The following is a 21,533-nucleotide window of genomic DNA, read 5'->3' as shown; positions in this document are numbered from 1 at the left end:
TGACCAGCTGTTTGAGATTAAAATCTGATTACACACTCACATGGAAGAAAAATACATTCCTGCAGGCCATGCCTCCACCTCTGGCATCCTGACCACCCTGGCTATTGGCATTATTGCCTCTATTTTGCTACCGCTTTTTTATATTATCCTTGCCCAGTTAATACCTAACATATGGTTTATTGCCATTTGTGCATTTTTACTCGGTATGCTCCTGGGACTGGCAATAGATCAGGGGATTAGGATCGGTAAGATCAGAAACCTTCAGGTTGCTTTGTCTATTGCATTAGTATGCAGCCTGCTCGCATTCTACGTTCAGTGGGTTTTCTTTGATGCCGTAATGTATAGCCGCCGGGGATTTACCTTTAACCAGAGTACGGCAGACCTCAAACAGCTTTTGCAAGATATGGCTTTTCTGTTTGTTCACCCTGGGGTATTATTTAAGGAAATCGTGGCCCTGAACGAAATTGGCACTTTCCGCATTCAGGGCAGCGATAATATTTCAGGGCTTCTGCTTTGGGTAATATGGACAGGTGAATTTCTTGTGATTACGGGAGGCACCATTGTGGTTGCCTGGAACGGCCAGGTTAAAACTCCATATTCAGAGCTGAACGATCATTGGATGAAGCGCCGTACCCCCAACCTGCTTATCCCCTTTGTTCACGATAAAGCCCACCTGCTGAACCAGCTGAGAAATAAAAATTTTGATGTATTAAAAAACAATTCTGATGTAATTACGCAGCCCGATTATGCTGAAGTAGTGGTCTACGAATCAACCGGCGACCCTACAAAATTTATCACTGTGCTGAATGTTACCGCTCCTACAGGCAAAAATAAGCAAGCGAGAAAAAAAGTCGTGGTTACCCATTATCCGCTTCCAAACAATGTGGCGATCTAATGATCTTTAACCGGTTTTTCCGGTGATTTTATGGAACTTATTAAACACTTTCGGGTGCAGGAAACTGTTTTTGCCACATACCTGTATACATCCCTTTTAATTTTACAAGTTGACTATGCGTTCCTTCTTCTATTAATTTTCCTTCTTTTAACACCACAATCTTATCTGCATTTACCACTGTACTTAAGCGGTGTGCAATTAAAATAATGGTTTTTCCATTTTCCCTGAGCAAAGAAATGGCATGATGGATATGTTCTTCTGAAGAAGAATCGAGCGAAGAAGTGGCCTCGTCGAGGATCAGGATTTCCGGATCACGGTACAAGGCCCTGGCAATGGCTAAACGTTGCCGCTGCCCACCTGATAAATTGGTCGCATTTTCACCCAGATAAGTATCAAATCCATTTGGAAGCCGTTCAATAAAATCCATAATATGGAGTTGTGCACAGATTCGGATAATCTTTTTCATATCAGGCTCCATTTCCCCTACAGCAATATTATCGATAACGTTGCCAGCGAAGAGATGTACATCCTGCGGAACAACAGCAACCAGTTTCCTCAAGCTTTCATTGCTGAGGTAATTGATATCAAACTCACCAACCATAATATTGCCTGATTGAAGCGGATAAATATTCTGAAGCAGCGAAAGTAAAGTGGTTTTCCCTGATCCGCTTTCTCCAACCACAGCGGTAATTTTTCCTTTTGGTACATGCAGGTTAAAACCATCAAACACGGTTACACGTGTACCATACCTGAAATTTACATTCCTAAATTCAATATCTCCGATCATATCGGGTGTTAAATCCGTCTTATTCTCCGTTTTTTCGCGTTCAAGATCCATAATTTCAAATAACCTGTCGGCGGCGATGCGCGCATCCTGAAAAACTTTGTTCATCCCGATCAAACTAATTACCGGACCTGTAAAATAACCGATAATAGCATAAAATGATAAAAGCTCTCCCGGTGTAATCATATTCTGGAGTACAAAACTTGCACCTGCCCATAACAGGATCACGGCAAAGATGCTGGAAATAAAACCGCTTGCATTACCCACCAAGAGTGAATTTGTACCCGAAGTATAAACTGTTTTTAGCAGGTTGATAAACCTGATTTCGGTTTTAAGGTTCGAAAAATTTTCAAGTCCGAAACGTTTGATCGTACTTACTGAGTTTACCGATTCTACCAATTGATTTTCCAATTCAGCACTTTTCTCCATCAACTGGCGCTGCGTGGTTTTATTCAGCCGGTTAGATACATAATAAACAAGCGCATATAAAGGCACCACGGTAAGCATAATCAGGGCCAGTTTCCAATAGTAGGTAAACATTAAAGCGAAGGAGAAGATCAGGATAAAAACATTAACGGCAAAACCCACGAGCACATCGTTTATAAAAGCCCTGATTTTAACGGCATCATTCATCCGTGAAATAATTTCACCCACACGCATGGTATCAAAAAAAGCCTGCGGAAGTTTTAAAAGATGTTTATAATAGCCTAATATTAACCTGGCATCAATCTGTTGTCCGGTTTTGATGGTCAATAGTGTTTTAGCATAATTGATAAAAATCTGCACCAAAATGATGATGATCATCACCGTGCCCATTAAGTTAAGAAGGTTCGTATTTCCCTCGGGCAACACGTTATCTACAATCTTCTGGAGAAATATCGAGGTAGATAAACCCAATATGGTATAAAAAATAGCACCGATTAATACCTGGATCAAAACGGATTTATGTGGCATCAACAAATAAATGAACCGTTTTTCAAGCGAAATCCGTTCTGTTCCTGCTGTAAAATCATCTCCCGGCAAAAGCATAATCAAAACACCGGTCCATTTTTGTCTGAATTCGTCAGGCGTTAATCTTTGCATTTCGCCATAGGCGGGATCCATTACTTCTACATATTCTTCAGTAATTTTATAAAGTACAATATAATGTGCAATATTATTGTGGTTAACATGCGCAATAACCGGCAGTGGAATGGTAAAAAGATTATCGTAACTGGCTTTTACACCTTTAGCCGAAAAACCAAGCCTGGCAGAAGCTTCGATCAGGCCCAATACATTGGTGCCTTTTTTATCGGTAGAGGCGTACTGACGGATACGTGCAATTGGCATATCCAGGCCATAATGAATGGCAATTGAAGCCAGGCAGGCCGCACCGCAGTCGGTAACGTCATGCTGCTTAATAATGGTTTTTTTGGCTTTTTTATCTGATCTTAATGCCTGAAAAAATTGTTTAATGGTTTTCATAGGCTCGTTACCTGGGTTTCTTTACTTTGAGGAATTACATTTGGATTTAACCAATCGTCTGCTTTATCGTAAAGCAATTGAAAAAGTGTTCTCCGCGTAACAAAAAAACGGGCCTGTAAGGTCATTCCCTTTTTAATTTTACCGATATAACCATTGCGGAGTTTTAAACTATTTTTATCCAGTAAACATCTAACTTTAAAAAAAGGCTGTGCTCCGTTCTGCATAAAAACATCGCTCGAAATAGACACCACTTTTCCAGTGGCCAATCCCCATTCGTTATAATTGTAGGCGTCAATCTGAAACCTGGCTTTTGTGCCCACGTGTAACAAGCCAATATCTTTAGGCTGTACATAGGTTTCAGCAATCAGGCCTGAATCGGGTGATATCTCACCCAAAATTTCGTTTGCTGCGATAGAACTTCCCGGCTGGATCCCTTTTAACTGCTGTACTGTTCCGGTTAGGGGTGCTTTGATGGTGTAAAACTCTTTTTCTTCTTCATACTGACGGTCTCTGGAACCTAACTGCTGGCGCTGGATATTCAACTGGTTAAGTTCGGTTTGCCATTTACTACCCTGCTCCTCCCCAATTAAAGAAAGCTCGTTAAATACATTATCTTTTTTAAGTTTAACCTCATCATACTCCAATGCAGAAACTGCTTTTCTTTTATACAGATAGGCATAACGGTCGTAATTTTTATAGGCAAGCTGATAACGTGCCTTAGCCTCGGTAACCCGCTGCATAAACAAGCTGTATTGCTGACCATAAACACCTGATTTTAAAGGAAGCTTTTTCGACCAGTCGTTTCTTTTATAGGCGTTGATCAACAACCCGAGATCATATAATTGATCTTCAACATCAGTTTGTCGAAACTGGTTTAGCGCATCCTGACTTTCTATATTTTCTTTTTTGATCGTGAGTAAAACCTGACCGGCTTTAACATGCATGTTTTCTTTAATAAACAGCGAATCAATACGGCCAGCAATTAAGGGTTTTATTTCATTCCTTTCGGCAGTTGGCCTGAAAAGTCCTGTACTTTTCACATTAACATCAACCTTAATAAGGAACATGGCTAAAAAAGCAAAAATTAATACAGCAAGTATTACCTGATATATAATCTTTGTATACGAATTATGGGTATGAAAATGGTATTCGGCCGTATTTTCAATCACTTCTTTCGGAAATATATATTTATCGCTATCCATATCTGAAATTATATACGCATTTAAGCCTGTTTAGTTTTTTAATACAAGAAAAAGGCATAAACAAACTGCTTATGCCTGGTAATTATAGCTTTTGGCCTAATAAACCCAGGTTTAAACCAATATTGTTTCCTATTGAAAGGGTTGTTGTATTTTTATAATCACCATCACTCCTGGTAAAGGAAATACTCAATAAGCTATCGGTTGTGGCTGTAAGGGATATAGACGATGCGCCTGTATTTCCATTAAATATCCCACCACCATTGATGGTTTTAAGTTCTTTTTCTGATAAATTTTCCATGATCCTGATTTAAATTCAACAGAAAAAGGAGGATAAAACGATTATCCTCCTTTTTCAACACTAATTATTTATTATTTGCTTAAACTATCGAATAAGCCACTCAGGCTACCACCGATGTTGTTGCCGAATGACAACGAACTTGCACTGGCTTCATCACCATCTTCACTGGCAGTTTGGAATGATAATAAGTTACCAATTCCGATTGATCCCAATAAGCCGCCAGCATTTGACGAATCATTACCACCAAATAAACCACCACCATTAATCTCTTTCATTTCTGTTAAATTCAATTCCTGCATTTTCATAATAAATAGATTTAATAAGCCTACTCTGTTATAGGTTTTCAGCATCCCCTAACTTGGCTTTAATAGCCATTTAATTAATAAACGCATTAGTTTAGAGGTCAGATTTCCTGAAACCAGTGTTTCGAACAACAGCACAGAATACAATAAACTATTTGGTTGTCAATTAATTAAAACAATTACCTCAATAAAACGTTACGCAATTAATGGCATAAAAAAAAGGACCTCCGAAGAAGTCCTTTTTTTATAAAAGATTAGTTAAGTCAAATTAGCTGGTTAAGCTTTTAAATAAACCTTCTAGGCTTCCACCAATGTTATTCCCTAAAGAGAACGAGGTTTTACTCGATTCATCTCCGTCTTGGGTTTCGTTTGAGAATGATAACAGGTTACCAATTCCGATTGATCCTAACAGACCGCCTGAATTTGACGAATCATTACCACCAAATAAACCACCACCGTTGATTTCTTTCATTTCGTTTAAATTTAACTCTTGAAGTTTCATAACGTTTTCTAATTTTAATAATGCCTACTCTATTTGAGGTTTTCGGCTACTCCTTTATAAACCGGCGTTTAATTGCCGGGGTTATTTAAGAAACGAAGCTAAAGCCTTTAAAGTTTTTGTAAAGCCCTGATTAGCAACTCGCAATTAGAATACATTAAACCGTTGAGTTGTTATTTTTGATATAAGATTTTTAACACTGTACCGTTTCGCGCGTATATATATCGTTGCAAATAGAAATCTTAACCATCCCAAATTTTACATCTAAAGATTAAATTTTCTGGATTAATCGCTTAATATGGTCGTCACTGATTTTGCCGGTATATGGATTTTGCTGGTATTTTTATATTCTTTATACGGTTTAAGGTTATATTCATCAGAAGTAACATAAGTTTTTACCGAATGTTGTGTATCGTTTTTAACCGCTATATCAAGATCGATGTCGTTCTGGGAAGTATTTACTGCAACCGTTACCAGTTTTTTGTTGTTCACATATGATGATATATAAAGCTGTGAAGTTTTTTCTTCAGGCATTTCAACCTGAATACGTTTACTGCCCACTGGTATAAAACGGCTATAATTACCAAATGCCCATAACAGTTTGCTCTCGTACACCTGCCCATCAGTTTTATTTTTATCGATATACACCAAACCATCCTTATAATCGCCGCTCGAAATGGCCAGCCACCATTGCCAGGAGGAAGCATTCGAAAAAACAAGATCGTGGTGGATGAGTTTTGCAATAAACAAAGCCGTTTTCATGCCCAAATCACGCTTATCTCCTTTTAGCGAGTCATCTCCAAGCACGCAATATTCCGACATCCAATACCTTAATCCCTTTATTTTCGATACCGCCATAGCCGTTTTCTCACGTACTTCTATTAACTTTTCTTTGGGGCTTGTGGTAAAATAACTGTGACCTGAAATGGATTGATCGATATGAGAAAGATTGCCTACATAATTGGGCGAAGCAATATCGAAAAACTGAGCAACCTGATTTCCTTTAACCGTGTTTCCGTTATCATACAGGTAATCCAGCTGGCCAGCCTCTCCTATCTGAATTTTAGTTTTAATTCCATTTTTAGAGAATGCGGTATTAATGCCCTTGTAAATTGAGGCCAACTCGGCATTGTTGTAAGGGCAGCCCTCCTGGTTGTGTTCGTTCCATTTCCATTGGGGCTCATTTGCAGGGCTGAGGTAGTTTAACGTAATGCCTGTGGTTTTCTTTATTCCATTTATAGTGTTTACCATATCTGCTGAAAAATCTTCTAGTTTTCCAAAATCGAGATTGCAAAGGCCATCAGTAGAATAAGATTTGCCGTTTTTGGTAAAGCGAACATTTGGACTATTTACAAAGCCGATAAATTGTTTTACGCCACGAGCTTTTGCTGCTTTTAAAAACCAGGTTTGTCCAGGTAATGCATTCCAGTCATAATTCCCGTCAATTTGAAGAAAAGCCGGCTGACGGCGCCATTCATCTTTAATATTACTGGCTTCCCCTTGTTCTGTACTGCCCGCACCGATGTTGAAACGCCACATGTTTAGTCCGATACCGATCGGTTGGCCAGTTTTTGTAAATTGGGTACTGAAAAGAAGATCGGCCATTTTGTTCCGTTTTTCATCAGGCCATAAACCTGCAAACTGACAGGACCACGCATCAGATGCCCCAAAACCTTCCATGGTTTGAAACTGAATAGCAGGATCAATTTCTACTTTTATTATATTTTGTTGGGCCCGGGCAGTACTGCATGATAAAAATACAGCTAGCCAAAATAATATGCCGCAGGTTTGTTGATGTGATTTTATCATTGGTTAGGTTACAATCAGTTTTTCTATACCGATTTCTCTTATTTGTTTGAAGATTTAAATTTAGTAAATTTTAAACGTCATTATAACGTTATTTGAATTTATCCATTAGCTATTTACTGTTTTTTTGTAAACAGATTAAACTCTCCTCAAACCTTAAGCCGTAGATAATGTTGTATCCCCATAAACTTATTATAATATATGGAAAACTATACCATGCTACAATATTTTCAGTGGTACTATCCTTCTGATGGTTCACTCTGGAAAAAATTAAAGGACGAAGCAACAGAACTTAAATCTTTTGGAATCGATACGTTATGGCTTCCTCCTGCACATAAAGGCATGGATGGTGAAAAATCAACGGGTTATGATTCTTACGATCTTTATGATCTGGGCGAATTTGATCAGAAAGGAAGTGTCAGAACAAAATATGGTACCAAAGCCGAACTCTTAGAAGGTGTACGTGTGGCCCAGGAAGCGGGATTACAAGTATATATGGATATTGTACTTAACCACCTTGGAGGTGCAGATGAAACCGAAACAATAACCGTCAGAAAGGTTGATCCTGAAAACAGGAACAGCTTTATTTCTGAACCTTATGAAATTGAGGCCTATACGAAGTTTACCTATCCGGGAAGGGCAAAAAAATATTCAGCTTTCGAATGGGATTTTCAATGTTTTGCAGGTGTCGATTTTGACAATAAAACAGGAGAAACGGCTATTTTCAGTATTCAGAATCAATATGGTGATGGCTGGCAGGATGTTTTGGATAAAGAAAACGGTAATTATGATTACCTGATGCTTACCGATATTGATTACCGGAACCCACATGTACGCGAGGAAGTTAAAAACTGGGGAGAATGGCTTCACGAAACCATTAAATTTGATGGCTTCCGCTTAGACGCAATCAAACACATGGATCCTTTGTTCTACAATGAATGGCTGGATCACATTCGGCAGAAAACAGGAAAAGAGCTATTTACCGTAGGCGAATACTGGTCGCCATGGGATTTAGGCTCATTGCTTGAATATATTGATATTACCGAAGGCCGCATGTCGCTTTTTGATGCGCCTTTACAAGGAAATTTTTCACGTGCATCGAAAGAAGGAAACGACTTTAACATGAGCGAAATTTTTCAAAATACGCTGGTAGAAGTCAGGCCAGACCTTGCGGTTACCCTGGTTGAAAATCATGATACGCAACCGTTACAGTCGTTGGAACAAACAGTAGACCATTGGTTCCGTCCGCTGGCTTATGCATTGATCCTGTTGCGCAATACGGGCTATCCCTGCATTTTCTATCCTGATCTTTATGGTGCTAAATACTGCGACAAAGGAAATGATGGCAATGAGCATGAAATTGTGCTTGAACCAGTAAAAGAAATACAAACCATGCTTGGGCTAAGAAAAAACAAAGTGTATGGTACCCAGCGCGACTATTTTGATCATCCAAATTGCATTGGCTGGACCTTATCAGGCGATGAAGAGCATGAAAATTCTGGCTTAGCGGTATTAATTTCAAATGGAGATGAAGGGTATAAAGCCATGGAAATAGGTCAGCAATTTGCGGGAAGGGTTTTCCGTGACAGGTTAAAAAATATTGATAATGAAGTGGTTATTGATGAAAATGGCTGGGGAGAATTTTTTGTCGCTGCCGGATCGGTTTCGGCCTGGACAGCAGATTAACCTAATTGGGAATCTTAATAACATTAGTTTAACAAACAATGAATAGAACTAACATGAAAAAAGAACTTTTATCAGAAAACGTTAAAATATTTATGGATTATGCCATAGATACAATTAAAGCCATGGACGGCGCTCCAGAACATAGTGAGCAGGAAAAGACCGATATGATTGCCAGGATAGCACAGCTGAAAGATTATCTTAATGATATGGAACAGTCTTATCTGGAAAATACACCTGGTGATTATTCTTCACCGGTTGATCCTGAATATATTGCTGAAGCTGGACATAGTTAGTTATAAAAGGTATCGTCATTGCGAGAAGGCTTTCTCAGCCGACGAAGCAATCTTTATTACAAGGCTTTTAAGCATGAAAGATTGCTTCGTCGTTCCTCCTCGCAATGACGATTAATTAACCTTACCCATTTGCTTCTGGTTGTTCAGTTTCAATATACTTGTTTTCCAAAGTACCATCACTATAGAGTTTTAAAATAGCGTAGCCAGGAGCCGTTTGCTGATAATAATAAGGCTTTGCAGACCTTTTATCCCCTTTTCCCCACCAAAAGCCACTCATGGCACCATTACAATAATATTCAACGCCATTGTACCAGGCCCTGTCCAGTAAATGCTGGTGACCACTGAGGCAAACTTTCACTTTATCTTTATGTTTGTAAAACAACTCCTTCAACTCTTTATGGTCGCCATGCTGGCCACCTTCCCAGGTACCGGTAACCGTTAGTATAGGGTAATGCGACATGAGCAGCACCGGCGTATTTGCTGGTAAACGTTCGAGTTCGTTCTCAAGCCATTTGTACTGTTCGTTATCCAGAGCGGTATTTTTATTATTGCCATCTAAAATGATAAAATGCCAGCCTTTTTTAGAGAAACTGTAATAGCGGTTAGGAATTTTTAATCTTTTCACCACATAGTCCTTACCATACATTTCATCATCGGTAGATGGTGCAGCCCACCAGATGTCGTGATTACCAATACAGCTGTGTACTTCATATTCTGCGATCTGTTTGATGCAGTTATCCCAGATTCCCCATTGTTCTATTACACTATCACGTTTAATGTCTTTATAGTCGGCTGCATGAATGCTATCGCCTCCATTCAGAAAAAAATCCACTTTGAGTTTTTTAATTTCTTTCAGGCATTTTTCAAATCTCGCAGGAGCATCATCACCATTCCGGATGTGTACATCGGTGATGTGTGCAATGGTTAATACAGGTTTCTTATTGAGATTTTTCTCAACTGGAGCAGCTGAGGCTATATTTTTAAGATCACCAAGTACAAGCGCTGCTGTGGCTAAAGGGATCGATTTTAATAAATTTCTTCTTTTCATGTGTGTTTTGAATATTTCAGTTAAAGATATTTTGTCATGTTGAGCCTGTCGAAACACTTTACAGCGGATGCCGTTAAGTCCTTCGACAAGCTAACTTTGATAGATTCCATTAGAACAGTCGTCATCCGATAGCTATCGGATCCCGCGCAGGCGGGAATCTTAAAGCGCTTGCATTACGATTCCCAATCGAAATTGGGAATGACGATCCCTCGCAGTCTATCATATTGCCACAAAATCTGTCATTCATATTGATTTTTATGTAATAAATTATCCCTTAGGATGACGCTTCTCTATTTATGATGTCTTACTGCCAACCCGTTGGTTGTTTAAGCTGCGGATTTAGTAAAATCTGTTGCATGGGTATCGGGAAATAATAATATTTCGGATCGATAAACGATCTTGGCGAACTCAGGTTCTCAGGAAACATGATAAAACCAGAAGTTCCGTTGCTTAAATAAAAACTATTATCGCTCAGGTAATATTTTACCAGTTTTGCTTTAACATCAGCAGGTAGTCCATCAAGAGGTGTTTCCTGACCTGGTGCTTGTAAAACAGCTATATCTTCTACCCCATCGCCAGTAACATCATAAGCGCCAAGTTTGGCTAAATACATGCCCTGGGTAGGTTTTTCGAGTAGTTTACCCGCTTTCCAGCGTAATAAATCGGTAAACCTGAAACCCTCGCAGGCCAGCTCCACATTACGCTCTCTGCGGATTTCCAACAGCACACCTTTATTTGCTCCGTTTACCTGTGGATACATGGCCGCTAAAACCGCATCAGGGGCAGCATTGGCAGCGGCCATACTTAACGGGGCTACCCCTGCACGGTTACGCAAAACATTAATGGTATTATCTATATCGGTTTGATTAAGTAAACCCAATTCGGCCCTCGCCTCTGCATTGATTAATAGAACCTCTGCATAACGCAGGATCGGCAGATCAGTAAACTCAGTGTAAACTTTAGTAGTTGGATCTATCGCATAAAATTTAATCTGCGGATAGCCCCCAAAAGTTGGTCTGGTTTTATTTGGTATTCCGCCGAGCGTAGTAGAAAAACCCGGAGGCATAATGGTTACTGCCATCCGGGGATCGCGGTTATTAAAAATTTCAGCGTAGTTTTTTTTGTCCCAATTTGCAGTTGAAGTAAAAGCTGTACCATCTGTCATCAGGTAAGTATCGATCAAACTTTTGCTTAATGCCCATTGCCAATCGAAAACATAATGGGTACTGTTAGCGCGGTTTAATGCCTTGTCGTAATCATCATAAAATATCATTTCTTTATTACCGCTCAAATCCTGACTGGTAAAAAGTTTTTGATAATCTTCTCCTTTCTTTCCGGTATTGTAAATGCTAAATCCTCCGGCCATCACTTCTTTACTGGCCGATTCGGCCCTTTGCAAAAAGGTATTGGCGGTTGACTGCAAACCAAGTTCATCATGGTATTTTCTGAATGTACCTTCGAACAGACAAAATCTGCTGAGCACCGATAAGGCTGCCCATTTGGTAATGCGTGTATTGGTTCCTGTTGCGATAACATTGGCTGCAGCATACTCCAGATCGGCTTTTACCGAATCGGCAACTAAAGTGCGCGGATCTTTAGCTTTATATAACTGGGCCTGATCATCAGGATTCAACACCGTAGAATAATAAGGAACATCACCATAACGTGCAATCATGTTGAAATAGAATATGCCCCTGTAAAAACGAGCTATGCCTACAAAGTGTTTAATGGTGGCCGGATCACCCTGAACCTGCTGAAGATTATTGAGCAGATAATTGATTCTGCGAAGGTTCTCCCATTTCCATCCGCCAACATTTGCCGGATTGATTTTTCCCCTGATCATGTTGTCCAGCTCGCTACCGCCTAAGTTTACCGAGATATTATCAGAAAAAAGATCGTTGGTGCCTGGACCAAACATGCCGTAGAATCCATTGGTATAGGTTTCCAGATCGGCTGTTGTTTTAAAAAACTGATTTGGTGTAATGGTGGTTTCCGGAATCCTGTCCAGAAAATCTTTCTTACAGCCTGCCAATACTCCAATGATTAAGAAAAATAGAATATGGATGTAATATTTTGTTTTCATCTGTTTTAATGTTAAAAATTAAAGTTCAAACCGAATGAATAGGTACGTTGAAAAGGATAAATATTGCCATTAAGTCCTTCGGGATCGAGTTTTACTTTAAGGTTAGAATGCTCGAACAGGTTTTCGCCGCTCACATAAAAATGTACGTTCTCCAGTTTTAATTTTTTCAGCAAACCTTTAGGTAAAGTATAACCCAGGGTGATATTCTTTACCCTTAAATAAGAGGCATCCTGTAGAAAGCGGGTATTGGGTATGCCCAGTTCTTCTCCTGTATCTTCGGCAGCATAGGCTTTTATTCTCGGGAAATAGGCATTTGGATTTTCAGGACTCCAGTGATCGAGGTTTTGAACGGTAACATTAGTCCATGGCTGCGCATAAATTCCCCAGAAATAAATGTTACTTCCTGCAGCATACCAGTCTCTTTTGCCTACACCTTGTATAAATACTCTTAAATCGAAGCCTTTCCATGCGCCCGAAAGATCGATGCTATACGGTAAACGGCTCCGGCTATTGCCCAGTTTATAATAATCGCCAGGATTATCGACCGTTTTATTTCCAAAATCTACCTTACCATCACCATTGCGGTCTTTAAACTTCATATCGCCAACAAAATACTGGTAACGCTGATCATCTGTTCCTACTGCCGTTTGATTGGAATGATTTTTCAACTCGTCGGCATTTTGGAAAAAACCTTCTGATTCTAAACCCCAGATTTCACCAATTTCCTGTCCTTCATAATAATTGCTTATGAGCTTATTTGGGTTATCAAAACGTGTGATGTACGATCTGCTATCGCTTACAGCCAGCACCACATTATAAGTCAGCGGTGAACCACCCAACATCAGCTGATCTCTCCATCCAAGTTTCAGTTCCCAGCCTTTCGTTTTCAGGTCGGCAGCATTTGCCGTTGGCGAATTTACGCCAAAAACGCCGGGAAGTGGTTTTCCAGGCACCAGCATATCCTTGGTAAAACGCGTATACCTATCGAAATTTAGTTCTAACCTGTTTTTAAAAAAACTTAAATCGGCACCCAGATTAATGGTTGATACTTTTTCCCAGGTGAAATTATTGGATATTGCTGCTGGTGGATTAACGTAAATGGGTTGAGTACCTCCCAGGATCTGGCTCGTTTTTCCACTGGTCATTTTCGCCAGATAATCGTATTCATTGGCAGCGGCCTGATTCCCCAGCACCCCGTAAGATCCTCTGATCTTAAACATATCCATAGATAATGCTTCTTTTACCGGTGCAAAAAACTTTTCTTGGGAGATCATCCAGCCTGCCGATGCAGAAGGCACAAATACCCATCTTTTGCCTGGTGCAAAACGCGAAGATCCATCATACCGGCCATTGAGTTCTAAAAGATAACGTTCCTTAAAGTTATAGTTTAAACGGTAAAAAAGACCCTGTACAGCCCATTCTGCAATATTTTCGGTAACGGTCTGATCGCCCGTTGCTAAATTAATGGAAGGAAGATTATTGGAAATCAACTGTTTGCGGGAAGCTAAAAACCTTGCATTTCTGAACTCCTCCTGATTATAGCCCACCAATCCTGAAATAAAGTGATCTCCCAGCTGTTTTTGTGCCTGGGTGTACAGGTTGATGACATTGTATTTTACATTTCCATTCTGGTTTGTTGCAGAGGTTGTGGTAGGCAATGGAGGCGCTAAATTTGGTCCTGTTTTATAAGGAACCGGAATCTCATACGATTTACCCAAACTGTCTACCCTTCTAAAAGTAGCATCTCCCTTTAAACTCCAGATATTTTTGATCAGAGAGGCATCAAAAGAGAAAGTGGTTTGAACGGTATTTGCACTCATGGTTCTTCTTCCACCTTCCTGAACGGCGCCCAACAATGCCGCCCCTGCGGATGTCCATGAACCATCGGGGTTACGGGGAATATCAGTCACATTGGTACGGTTGATGTTCCAGAAATAATTGCCATCAATAAAAGTCGGGGCCTCATAAGTTGTTGAGGTGATCATGGTGTTATTGGAAAGCGTAAGCCATTTGGTAATAATCAGATCTACTTTTCCCCTTAAATTGTAGATGTTATTGTTCTCATCAGCACCCCGGATCATCCCTTTCTGTTTATAATAGTTTGCAGAAAGGTAATAGCTCAATTGATCTGCCTTTTTAGAAACGTTTACACCTATATTATAGGTTGGTGCAGATTGCTCGTAGGCTTCTTTTAACCAATCGGTAGATCCGATGTAAAACCATTTGTTCGGATCTGTAGGATCAGCGATTACATCTGGCCTTGATGGATCGAGTGAGCGTAATCTGGCAGCTTCAACAAGCGCTGCACTGTAAGCCGGATTGTATAAGGGAAAGGCAGCTTCATTTTTAACCTTTAGTACTTCGTAAGGATCGGTTACCACTTCAGGTAATTTACCTACCGTACGGAAAGCCACATAACTGTTTACGCCTACATTAATTTTACTGCTTTTGGCTGATTTGGTGATCACCAACACCACTCCAAAAGGTGCCCTTGCGCCGTAAATAGCGGAAGCGGCTGCATCTTTTAATACGGATACACTTTCTATATCGGCAGGATTTAGTGTTAACAGGTCTGATGCACTAAAAGGGACATTATCAACCAGAATAAGTGGTGCACCGCTGCCATTGATGGAAGCAAAACCCCTTACGTTAAAATCAGGTGCGGTGTTGGGTCTGCCATTAGCAATGGAAATATTTAGATTAGGAATTAATCCCTGCAAACCCTGCCCTAAATTAGCTATTGGCCGGTTTTCGAGTTGTTTTGCAGTGATCGCATCTACAGCTCCGGTAAGATTTGCTCTTTTTTGTGTTCCATAGCCCACCACTACCACATCCTCAAGGTCTGAAAGATCAGGCTGAAGGTTAATGTTAACTGCTCCGCTTTTTGAAACGGCTACTTCCTGCGTTTTATAACCTAAATAAGAAACAACAAGTATCGCGCCTTCATCGGGCACACTAAATTTAAAGTTCCCGTTTTCATCGGTTTTGTGATAGGTTTTAGTGCCTTTAATCAGAATGGAAGCATTGGGTAAGGTACCTCCTTTTTCGTCGAGTACTTTTCCGGTAATTTCTATCGCCTGTAAAATGTTAATCAGCCGGTCTAACAGGGATAAAGGTTTGGCTTTGATGATGATTGTTTTCTCATCAATGGCATAAGTAAGCGCTTTACCTTCGAGGCATTTGCCCAATACTTCATTTAAAGAAGCATTTTCAAATTTCGCATCAATTGTTTTGTTGGTTTGGAGTTTATCGGCCTCCCATAACACATTATAGCCGGTCTGTTTCCGGATGGCTTTGAAAACCTGTTTAATGGTTATATTTTTTTGGACCAAAGATAAACTCTGGGCATTGCTTGTTGAGGCGTTTACCTGCAGCAGGCAAGTTACCATCAAAACTATTATGAGTTTCATTACTAGCAAAAATTTGGTCGCGCAGGGTCTGTACCTGCAAAAAATATTAGCAGAATTTGTATACATTTGTTCGTTTGTTTTGGTTTAAATTATTCTATCGCAAATAGTGTATTTAACTCAGCCAAAGCATATTTTCCGGTTATGCCGGTTAAGGGTCAGTAATGTTGGTAGCATTGCTGACTTTTTTTTGACTGCAGTTTTGACTTTTATTTCATAACTACAATCCTCCTTTCTTCAATCTTAAAGTGTACTGAACCGGTTAATTCTATCTTCTTAAGTAGCTGTGATACATTTGAAAACCTCGAAACCGTACCGCTAAAGCTTTTTGTTTTCAGGTTATTGTCCTTAAAATCCACTTCCACATCGTACCACCTCGCAACCTTGTGCATAATGCTCTGCAGGTTTTCATCATCGAACATAAAAAATCCTTCTTTCCAGGCCAGTACCTGTTCTGTATCAACCGTAGCTACCTTAATAGATTCGCCTTTAAGGGTAGATTGTTCTCCGGGTTTAAGTATTTGATTTGCAGTTGCTACTCTGTTTGAAGTAGCGGAAAGCGGATGTACCGCTACTGAGCCTTCGAGCAAAGTGGTACGGGTATAATCTTCGTCTGGATAACTGTTGATGTTAAAATGGGTGCCCAGCACTTCTACTTCCTGCGAATTGGTTTTCACGATAAATGGTAGTCGCTTTTCTTTCACCATTCTTTTGGCCACCTCAAAATAAGCCTCCCCTTTAAGCTCAACCGTTCTTTTGTTAAGTTCAAATTGAGCCGGATAACGGAGAGACGAACCTGCATTAAGCCATACCTTAGTTCCATCGGGCAAATTAACCTGGTATTGTCCCCCCTTAGGTGTTTCAATAGTATTAAAACCAGCCCGGGTTGGTGGTTTAGCTGAATCAGAAACCTGATACATTAATTGCCCATTTGCAGTTTTGGATATAGTTACCCCTGCTTGTTCCGCTATTTTTCCGTTACTGGCATCATCCAAAGCAATGCGCTGCCCATCAGAAAGTGTTAAAAAAGCTTTGTTTCCACCAGGTTTAATGTCATGTTGCGCAGTTAACGCTGTTGATTGATGATCTAATACTGATGTATCGGTAAAATAATATAAAACAGCACCGAGCATCACTACAATTGCTGCCGCTGCCGTCCATTTATAATAAGGTATAATTTTTCTGGTTTTATTGTTCTCTTGCGCTATATTCTTCCATATTGATTTACCCAATTCCTTATATTCGGGTTCGGGTTGAATCTCTCCAGGATGATCTGTTTCCCTCAGGTACCAGGATTCTACCAGATCGGCCTCCGCAGGGCTGCACCTCCCTTGCAGATATTTATCAAGCAGTTCTTTTGCCCGTTTTTGCTCCATACTATTTTTCCTCAATTGGTCAATGTATGGGTGTGAACGTTTACTTGCCCTTAGGGAGTAGATAAAATGAAAAAAAAATTAAAAAATTAAAAAGAAGAATGTGCCCAGCTTTAAACGGAGAATTTTTAAGGCATTTGCCATCTGTTTTTTTACCGTTTGATCTGAAATTTCCATTCGAATAGCGATTTCTCTGTGCGATAGATAAGACCTGCGGCTAAGTTCGAATACTTCTCTCATTTTTGCGGGTAGCATTGCCACTTCAAGTTCGATTCTTTTAGCCAGTTCCCGGTTGCGCAAAAGATGGTCGGTAGTATTGTTACCTTCATCAATGAATTTTTCTAAAGAACTAAGGTAACTGTCTTTAACTTTCCCGCGCTGAAAAATTTTTAAGATACTGTTCCGGGTGGAAGCATATAAAAATGCGGAAAGGGAAATTTGTATTTCAAGGGTTTCGGCTTTCGACCAGAGCATCACAAAAACATCCTGCACAACATCCCTGGCTTCTTCATCATTTTGAAGTATCTTACGGGCATATCTAAAGAGTATTGCCCAATAACGTTCATAAAGTATGGCATAGGCACGGTGATTCCCTTTCTTGAGCAGAAGAAAAAGTTCATTATCGGTCTGCAGATTATAATCACCCATTGCCCTAGCTTATTTTCATTGCAAAAAAACCATTTAGATATTAAAAATACAGTTCTTCCTATATTATCAATTTGTTAAGCAACGCCTGTTGCAATGCGTGTATTAAAATAATCAGAATAAAGTTAAAAAGTTAAATTATACTAAACAATTGTTTAGTATAATTTTATTTGCAAACATTACGCTTATTATAGATTATTTACCTCAAATCCACGGTAACTCAGCATTTCTGCATTATGGGCTACGATGAGATTGAGTTGCAGTCTTTTAATAAGGTCTTTTGCCCCGGTAATGGTACGGTGAATGTCGTTCACTCCCCTCACTTCAATTCCGTTAGCCATCAGTTTAAATTTGTTGGGTTCAAATTTGTCGATGAATTTCTGAAGATCTAAGCTGATCTTTGTCTGTACTTTTTCCATTTAGAATCTAATCTTGCTAATGAGCGCAAAGCAAGACAATCCATTTAAACTTATTGCGCAATTTATGTTATCAATTAAACATCATCTGTAAACTATCTGATTGGTTTCTGAATACAGAAAGGGCTAACAAAGGTTGGATGCGATTATCAACATCATGAGGAAGTGTTTATATCTCAATTAGATATTCATCTTGAATATTCTTAATTTCGCCGAAAAATAAATTTAACGGCACTAAACACGTTGAATTTGCTTAAACATCAAGGAATAACATCGAATGGAAGAAAACGATTTTGTATCCATCTGGCTGGAAGAAAATGGAAATCCAGCTATTGAGGAACTTACACGTGCGAATTTTGAAGTTGCAGGCATAACTGCAAAAGCATTAACAGATAAAGGACTTACCAAAAATGATCTCTCTGTATTGGTAGATATTAATCCTGTAGAAATTGAGCGCTGGCTTGCAGGCAGACATACTTTTAGTATGAATGTTTTGAAAGAAATTTCTGCAAAACTTAGGGATTAATATCCTTATAAAATTATACTACATAAATTTCCGATTGACCTGGTCTGCCATTTGCAGATTCTACTAGGACTGTCATCATTTCCGCGCAGGCGGGAATCTTAAATCGCTTGCCTTAAGATTCCCAATCAAGTTGAGAATGACGACCTTATTATAGGAATCAGGCTTTAATCCCAAATACCGTTTTCTGTGGTAAATATTACAGGTTCGCCTCCGGTTACCATAATGGTATGTTCATGTTGCGCAACAAAACCTCCTTTATTGCCACATAATGTCCAGCCATCAGCCTGTGTATCTGCAATGGTTGATCGTGTTGAAATAAAAGTTTCTATCGCCACCACCTGATTCTTTTTAAAACGGGCAATATTAAACCGGTCGCAATAATTGGCAATTTCGTGAGGTGCTTCGTGCAGGCTGCGACCAATGCCATGGCCAGTCAGGTTTTTAATTACCGTATAACCTGCCTTTTTCGCTTCAGTTTCTATCAATTTCCCGATTTCAGATATCCGCACACCGCCTTTAATGTTACTGATGGCTTTTTTCAGTATCTCTTTTGATGTTTCTACAAGCCTGCCATGACCATAAATATCATCACCAAGTACAAACGAACCTCCATTATCAGCCCAAAAGCCATTTAATTCGGCAGAAACGTCAATATTGATCAAATCGCCATTTTTTAGGATTTTATCTGCCGATGGCAGGCCGTGCGCAGCTTCCTCATTAATACTGATACAGGTATATCCTGGAAAACCGTAGGTTAAAAAAGGTGCAGAACGTGCGCCCATTTCTGCCAGCAATTTGCCACCATACTCATCCAGTTCCTTGGTTGAAATGCCCGGTTTGGCAAATTCGCGCATCTTTTTAAGGGTAATGGCTACAGCAGCACTTGCTTGTTCCATTCCTGTTCTTTCGCTTTCAGTAGTTATAGACATATTTTAGCATTTTACCAGTATCATAGATAATGGCTTAATCTTATTTTAAACAGACTTAAGAATAAGCCCAATCAATAATCTGTTTGAGTGATTTTTTTATTTCATCCTGCCCTTTTTCTGCCTTAACATCAATACCGCAAAAAGTTCCATTGGTTTGAGCATATAGTGAAAGGTAATATATTCCGCTAATCAGGATGGCCTCAATGGCCCTGATATTTTTATCCTTATCTTTAAAATGATCATCATACACTGCTGCAAAAAGCTTTTCACCTACTTCCTCGCGCTCCAGGTTGAGCTCTTTCAAAGGCTCAAAATCTTCAGAGAGTCCCCAGGTAACAATTTTCCTCATCTCTTCATTTGCCATTAAAGCGTTTAACTGATCTTCGAGTAGCTGATAAGCCATTCTCTTTCCAAAATCAGCCTTACTTTGCGCGATTACCTCAGCAGTCTGTTCATCACTAAATCTCCAATAATCTTTGGTAAAGAGATACTCTCTTACCAGTCCTTCGAGTCCGCCGAAATATTTGTAAACCAGTTTACGGTCTACATTGGCTTTTGCAGCCACCTGCATCACGTTTAAACCTTTAAAACCATTTTCGATGAGGATAACACCAAGCGAATCTATCAGTTTTTGTTTTGTTCTTTCCTTATTTCTAAGAGGTCCGTCAGTTACTTTTCTACCCATTGAATGATTTTTAAACGCAATTTGCAATTTTCCATGTGATATTTCAAATTGTTATGGTGGTATTCCAAACTTTTATGATAAATATTAAGCCGTAACATTATTTTATAAAAAATATGAAACCAAAACCTGTAAATACTGTAATTTTCGAAACTGAAATTGCGTTTAGCTTAACTTAACGAATACTTTTTAGGTTTAATGCCGATATGCTGTTCAAAAACCCTTGTAAAATGACTTAGGTTTGTAAAACCCAATTGATAACCCACTTCTGAGACAGAAAATCGTTCTTCTTTTAACAATTTCGCCGCTTCAAACATGCGTGTGCTTTGGTAATATTCAAAAACTCCCTTTCCAAAAGTTTGCTTAAACAGTTTCCTGAGTTTTGGTTCGCTCATATTCGCATCTCTGGCAAGTGAAGCAACATTCGGAGCTTCGGCAAGGTGCGATTGCAAGTGGTATTTAATGGCATATATCGCTTTAATATCATCAATATGCATGCTACTGGCAGGTATGGCTTCCCTTTGCAATAACAGCGCGAAAATATGACACAACAATTCTTCGCACTTTAGTTTGTAATAACGGCTTTCGAGACCTTCGGGCATAGGCTGATGGATCATTTCGTCTGCAGTTTTAATCATTTCGGGAGAAATGCTGGTTTCAAATACAAAATTATCTTTCGATCCCAATATGCTTTCTACTATAGGATGGTTTATCGTGCTAAAAAGCAAACGGAGGTACTGCCTCGAAACGGCAATGGTAACGCTTCCAAAACCCGTATCAGAAGGCATGGCCATAACCGATGAAACAGCATGCATACAGATCAATACACTTGAATGTTCTGCTGACAACTGTTTTTCAGACTTTACGGGTGTTGGAAAAATTCCACTTAACAGGAAAATCACATCTTCCTGCCCCTCCAACAGCTCGTTGGTGCGTTCGATATAAATTTCCTCATGGAGATAATAGTTCCTGATCATTACCCGAAAATCTTTTCCCCACGAAAAGCCGGTAATGTAACCGCCGCCCTTATTTCTAGGAATATAGATAAACCGTCCCTCTACCCGTGCACCTATGGCTTTAGCAAGTTCGCTGGCAATTCCAGATCCGGTATCGGTAATCGATATTTTCATTTACGACTGTTTTAATATTAAAAGTAGCTATTTTATCTATAAAAGTGTATGCATTTTTGTGTGCA

At 39.5% G+C, this 21,533-nt stretch carries 19 protein-coding genes; 4 read left to right on the top strand and 15 right to left on the bottom strand.

Annotated elements, in window-relative coordinates; all coding sequences use genetic code 11:
* Window positions 1-40 precede the first annotated feature (40 nt).
* Window positions 41-895: a hypothetical protein gene (locus U859_RS0111905; protein ID WP_025143594.1), complete on the top strand. Its 855-nt coding sequence runs from the start codon at window positions 41-43 to the stop codon at window positions 893-895.
* Between the two features lie 40 nt (window positions 896-935).
* On the opposite strand, the gene U859_RS0111900 is transcribed toward U859_RS0111905, so the two are convergent.
* From U859_RS0111900 to U859_RS0111875, 6 genes are all read right to left on the bottom strand, one after another.
* Window positions 936-3,143 carry a peptidase domain-containing ABC transporter gene (locus tag U859_RS0111900; protein WP_025143593.1) on the bottom strand — a complete coding sequence of 736 codons (2,208 nt, stop codon included), beginning with the start codon at window positions 3,141-3,143 and terminating at the stop codon, window positions 936-938.
* The gene (locus tag U859_RS0111895) at window positions 3,140-4,345 is read right to left on the bottom strand and encodes an HlyD family secretion protein (RefSeq protein ID WP_025143592.1); all 1,206 of its coding nucleotides are present in this window, start codon (window positions 4,343-4,345) and stop codon (window positions 3,140-3,142) included. Before U859_RS0111895 ends, U859_RS0111900 begins: the two co-directional genes overlap by 4 nt.
* Window positions 4,346-4,427: 82 nt before the next feature.
* Complete coding sequence (locus U859_RS0111890; RefSeq protein ID WP_025143591.1) at window positions 4,428-4,643, bottom strand: bacteriocin; 216 nt, start codon at window positions 4,641-4,643, stop codon at window positions 4,428-4,430.
* Between the two features lie 71 nt (window positions 4,644-4,714).
* A complete protein-coding gene (locus tag U859_RS0111885) occupies window positions 4,715-4,948 on the bottom strand; it encodes a hypothetical protein (RefSeq protein WP_025143590.1) in 234 nt (77 codons plus the stop codon).
* A 265-nt stretch (window positions 4,949-5,213) separates the two neighbouring features.
* Complete coding sequence (locus U859_RS0111880) at window positions 5,214-5,447, bottom strand: hypothetical protein (RefSeq protein WP_025143589.1); 234 nt, start codon at window positions 5,445-5,447, stop codon at window positions 5,214-5,216.
* 282 nt (window positions 5,448-5,729) lie between these two features.
* Window positions 5,730-7,253, bottom strand: coding sequence for a glycoside hydrolase (locus tag U859_RS0111875; protein ID WP_025143588.1), 1,524 nt, complete (start codon window positions 7,251-7,253; stop codon window positions 5,730-5,732).
* 198 nt (window positions 7,254-7,451) lie between these two features.
* Between U859_RS0111875 and U859_RS0111870 the strand changes: the two genes are divergently transcribed.
* The gene (locus U859_RS0111870; protein WP_025143587.1) at window positions 7,452-8,936 is read left to right on the top strand and encodes an alpha-amylase; all 1,485 of its coding nucleotides are present in this window, start codon (window positions 7,452-7,454) and stop codon (window positions 8,934-8,936) included.
* 38 nt (window positions 8,937-8,974) lie between these two features.
* Window positions 8,975-9,229, top strand: coding sequence for a hypothetical protein (locus tag U859_RS0111865; protein WP_162799922.1), 255 nt, complete (start codon window positions 8,975-8,977; stop codon window positions 9,227-9,229).
* Window positions 9,230-9,350: 121 nt separating this feature from the next.
* Here U859_RS0111865 and U859_RS0111860 read toward each other — a convergent pair whose 3' ends face one another.
* From U859_RS0111860 to U859_RS0111835, 6 genes are all read right to left on the bottom strand, one after another.
* Window positions 9,351-10,277 carry a metallophosphoesterase family protein gene (locus U859_RS0111860; protein ID WP_025143585.1) on the bottom strand — a complete coding sequence of 309 codons (927 nt, stop codon included), beginning with the start codon at window positions 10,275-10,277 and terminating at the stop codon, window positions 9,351-9,353.
* A gap of 304 nt (window positions 10,278-10,581) precedes the next feature.
* Window positions 10,582-12,360, bottom strand: a complete 1,779-nt coding sequence (locus tag U859_RS0111855; protein WP_025143584.1) for a RagB/SusD family nutrient uptake outer membrane protein — start codon at window positions 12,358-12,360, stop codon at window positions 10,582-10,584.
* An 11-nt stretch (window positions 12,361-12,371) separates the two neighbouring features.
* The gene (locus U859_RS0111850) at window positions 12,372-15,770 is read right to left on the bottom strand and encodes a TonB-dependent receptor (protein ID WP_205314388.1); all 3,399 of its coding nucleotides are present in this window, start codon (window positions 15,768-15,770) and stop codon (window positions 12,372-12,374) included.
* 206 nt (window positions 15,771-15,976) lie between these two features.
* Window positions 15,977-17,158 carry a FecR family protein gene (locus tag U859_RS0111845; protein ID WP_240183038.1) on the bottom strand — a complete coding sequence of 394 codons (1,182 nt, stop codon included), beginning with the start codon at window positions 17,156-17,158 and terminating at the stop codon, window positions 15,977-15,979.
* 63 nt (window positions 17,159-17,221) lie between these two features.
* A complete protein-coding gene (locus U859_RS0111840; protein ID WP_029985685.1) occupies window positions 17,222-17,788 on the bottom strand; it encodes an RNA polymerase sigma factor in 567 nt (188 codons plus the stop codon).
* Window positions 17,789-17,973: 185 nt separating this feature from the next.
* Entirely contained in the window at window positions 17,974-18,204 is a 231-nt protein-coding gene (locus tag U859_RS0111835; protein WP_025143582.1) for a hypothetical protein, read from the bottom strand.
* A 274-nt stretch (window positions 18,205-18,478) separates the two neighbouring features.
* On the opposite strand from U859_RS0111835, the gene U859_RS0111830 reads away from it, so the two are divergent.
* Window positions 18,479-18,727 carry a helix-turn-helix transcriptional regulator gene (locus tag U859_RS0111830; RefSeq protein ID WP_025143581.1) on the top strand — a complete coding sequence of 83 codons (249 nt, stop codon included), beginning with the start codon at window positions 18,479-18,481 and terminating at the stop codon, window positions 18,725-18,727.
* 164 nt (window positions 18,728-18,891) lie between these two features.
* Here the strand turns inward: U859_RS0111830 and map are convergent, their stop codons facing one another.
* The 3 genes from map to U859_RS0111815 all read right to left on the bottom strand — a co-directional run bounded on the left by map (window position 18,892) and on the right by U859_RS0111815 (window position 21,468).
* Window positions 18,892-19,656 carry a type I methionyl aminopeptidase gene (gene map, locus U859_RS0111825; protein WP_025143580.1) on the bottom strand — a complete coding sequence of 255 codons (765 nt, stop codon included), beginning with the start codon at window positions 19,654-19,656 and terminating at the stop codon, window positions 18,892-18,894.
* A gap of 55 nt (window positions 19,657-19,711) precedes the next feature.
* Entirely contained in the window at window positions 19,712-20,341 is a 630-nt protein-coding gene (locus U859_RS0111820) for a TetR/AcrR family transcriptional regulator (RefSeq protein WP_025143579.1), read from the bottom strand.
* 167 nt (window positions 20,342-20,508) lie between these two features.
* A complete protein-coding gene (locus tag U859_RS0111815) occupies window positions 20,509-21,468 on the bottom strand; it encodes a helix-turn-helix transcriptional regulator (RefSeq protein ID WP_025143578.1) in 960 nt (319 codons plus the stop codon).
* Window positions 21,469-21,533: the final 65 nt, after the last annotated feature.

Source organism: Pedobacter jeongneungensis (genome assembly GCF_000633455.1).
GTDB classification, from domain to species: Bacteria; Bacteroidota; Bacteroidia; order Sphingobacteriales; family Sphingobacteriaceae; genus Pedobacter; species Pedobacter jeongneungensis_A.
Note: the sequence above shows the minus strand (reverse complement) of the source record. Positions and strands in the feature narration are given on the sequence as shown.

Bases quoted from the DNA above. Each gene is read 5' to 3' on its own strand.
- U859_RS0111905 (WP_025143594.1), top strand. From the start codon at position 41: ATGGAAGAAAAATACATTCCTGCAGGCCATGCCTCCACCTCTGGCATC.
- U859_RS0111900 (WP_025143593.1), bottom strand. From the start codon at position 3,143: ATGAAAACCATTAAACAATTTTTTCAGGCATTAAGATCAGATAAAAAA.
- U859_RS0111895 (WP_025143592.1), bottom strand. From the start codon at position 4,345: ATGGATAGCGATAAATATATATTTCCGAAAGAAGTGATTGAAAATACG.
- U859_RS0111890 (WP_025143591.1), bottom strand. From the start codon at position 4,643: ATGGAAAATTTATCAGAAAAAGAACTTAAAACCATCAATGGTGGTGGG.
- U859_RS0111885 (WP_025143590.1), bottom strand. From the start codon at position 4,948: ATGAAAATGCAGGAATTGAATTTAACAGAAATGAAAGAGATTAATGGT.
- U859_RS0111880 (WP_025143589.1), bottom strand. From the start codon at position 5,447: ATGAAACTTCAAGAGTTAAATTTAAACGAAATGAAAGAAATCAACGGT.
- U859_RS0111875 (WP_025143588.1), bottom strand. From the start codon at position 7,253: ATGATAAAATCACATCAACAAACCTGCGGCATATTATTTTGGCTAGCT.
- U859_RS0111870 (WP_025143587.1), top strand. From the start codon at position 7,452: ATGGAAAACTATACCATGCTACAATATTTTCAGTGGTACTATCCTTCT.
- U859_RS0111865 (WP_162799922.1), top strand. From the start codon at position 8,975: ATGAATAGAACTAACATGAAAAAAGAACTTTTATCAGAAAACGTTAAA.
- U859_RS0111860 (WP_025143585.1), bottom strand. From the start codon at position 10,277: ATGAAAAGAAGAAATTTATTAAAATCGATCCCTTTAGCCACAGCAGCG.
- U859_RS0111855 (WP_025143584.1), bottom strand. From the start codon at position 12,360: ATGAAAACAAAATATTACATCCATATTCTATTTTTCTTAATCATTGGA.
- U859_RS0111850 (WP_205314388.1), bottom strand. From the start codon at position 15,770: ATGAAACTCATAATAGTTTTGATGGTAACTTGCCTGCTGCAGGTAAAC.
- U859_RS0111840 (WP_029985685.1), bottom strand. From the start codon at position 17,788: ATGGGTGATTATAATCTGCAGACCGATAATGAACTTTTTCTTCTGCTC.
- U859_RS0111835 (WP_025143582.1), bottom strand. From the start codon at position 18,204: ATGGAAAAAGTACAGACAAAGATCAGCTTAGATCTTCAGAAATTCATC.
- U859_RS0111830 (WP_025143581.1), top strand. From the start codon at position 18,479: ATGGAAGAAAACGATTTTGTATCCATCTGGCTGGAAGAAAATGGAAAT.
- map (WP_025143580.1), bottom strand. From the start codon at position 19,656: ATGTCTATAACTACTGAAAGCGAAAGAACAGGAATGGAACAAGCAAGT.
- U859_RS0111820 (WP_025143579.1), bottom strand. From the start codon at position 20,341: ATGGGTAGAAAAGTAACTGACGGACCTCTTAGAAATAAGGAAAGAACA.
- U859_RS0111815 (WP_025143578.1), bottom strand. From the start codon at position 21,468: ATGAAAATATCGATTACCGATACCGGATCTGGAATTGCCAGCGAACTT.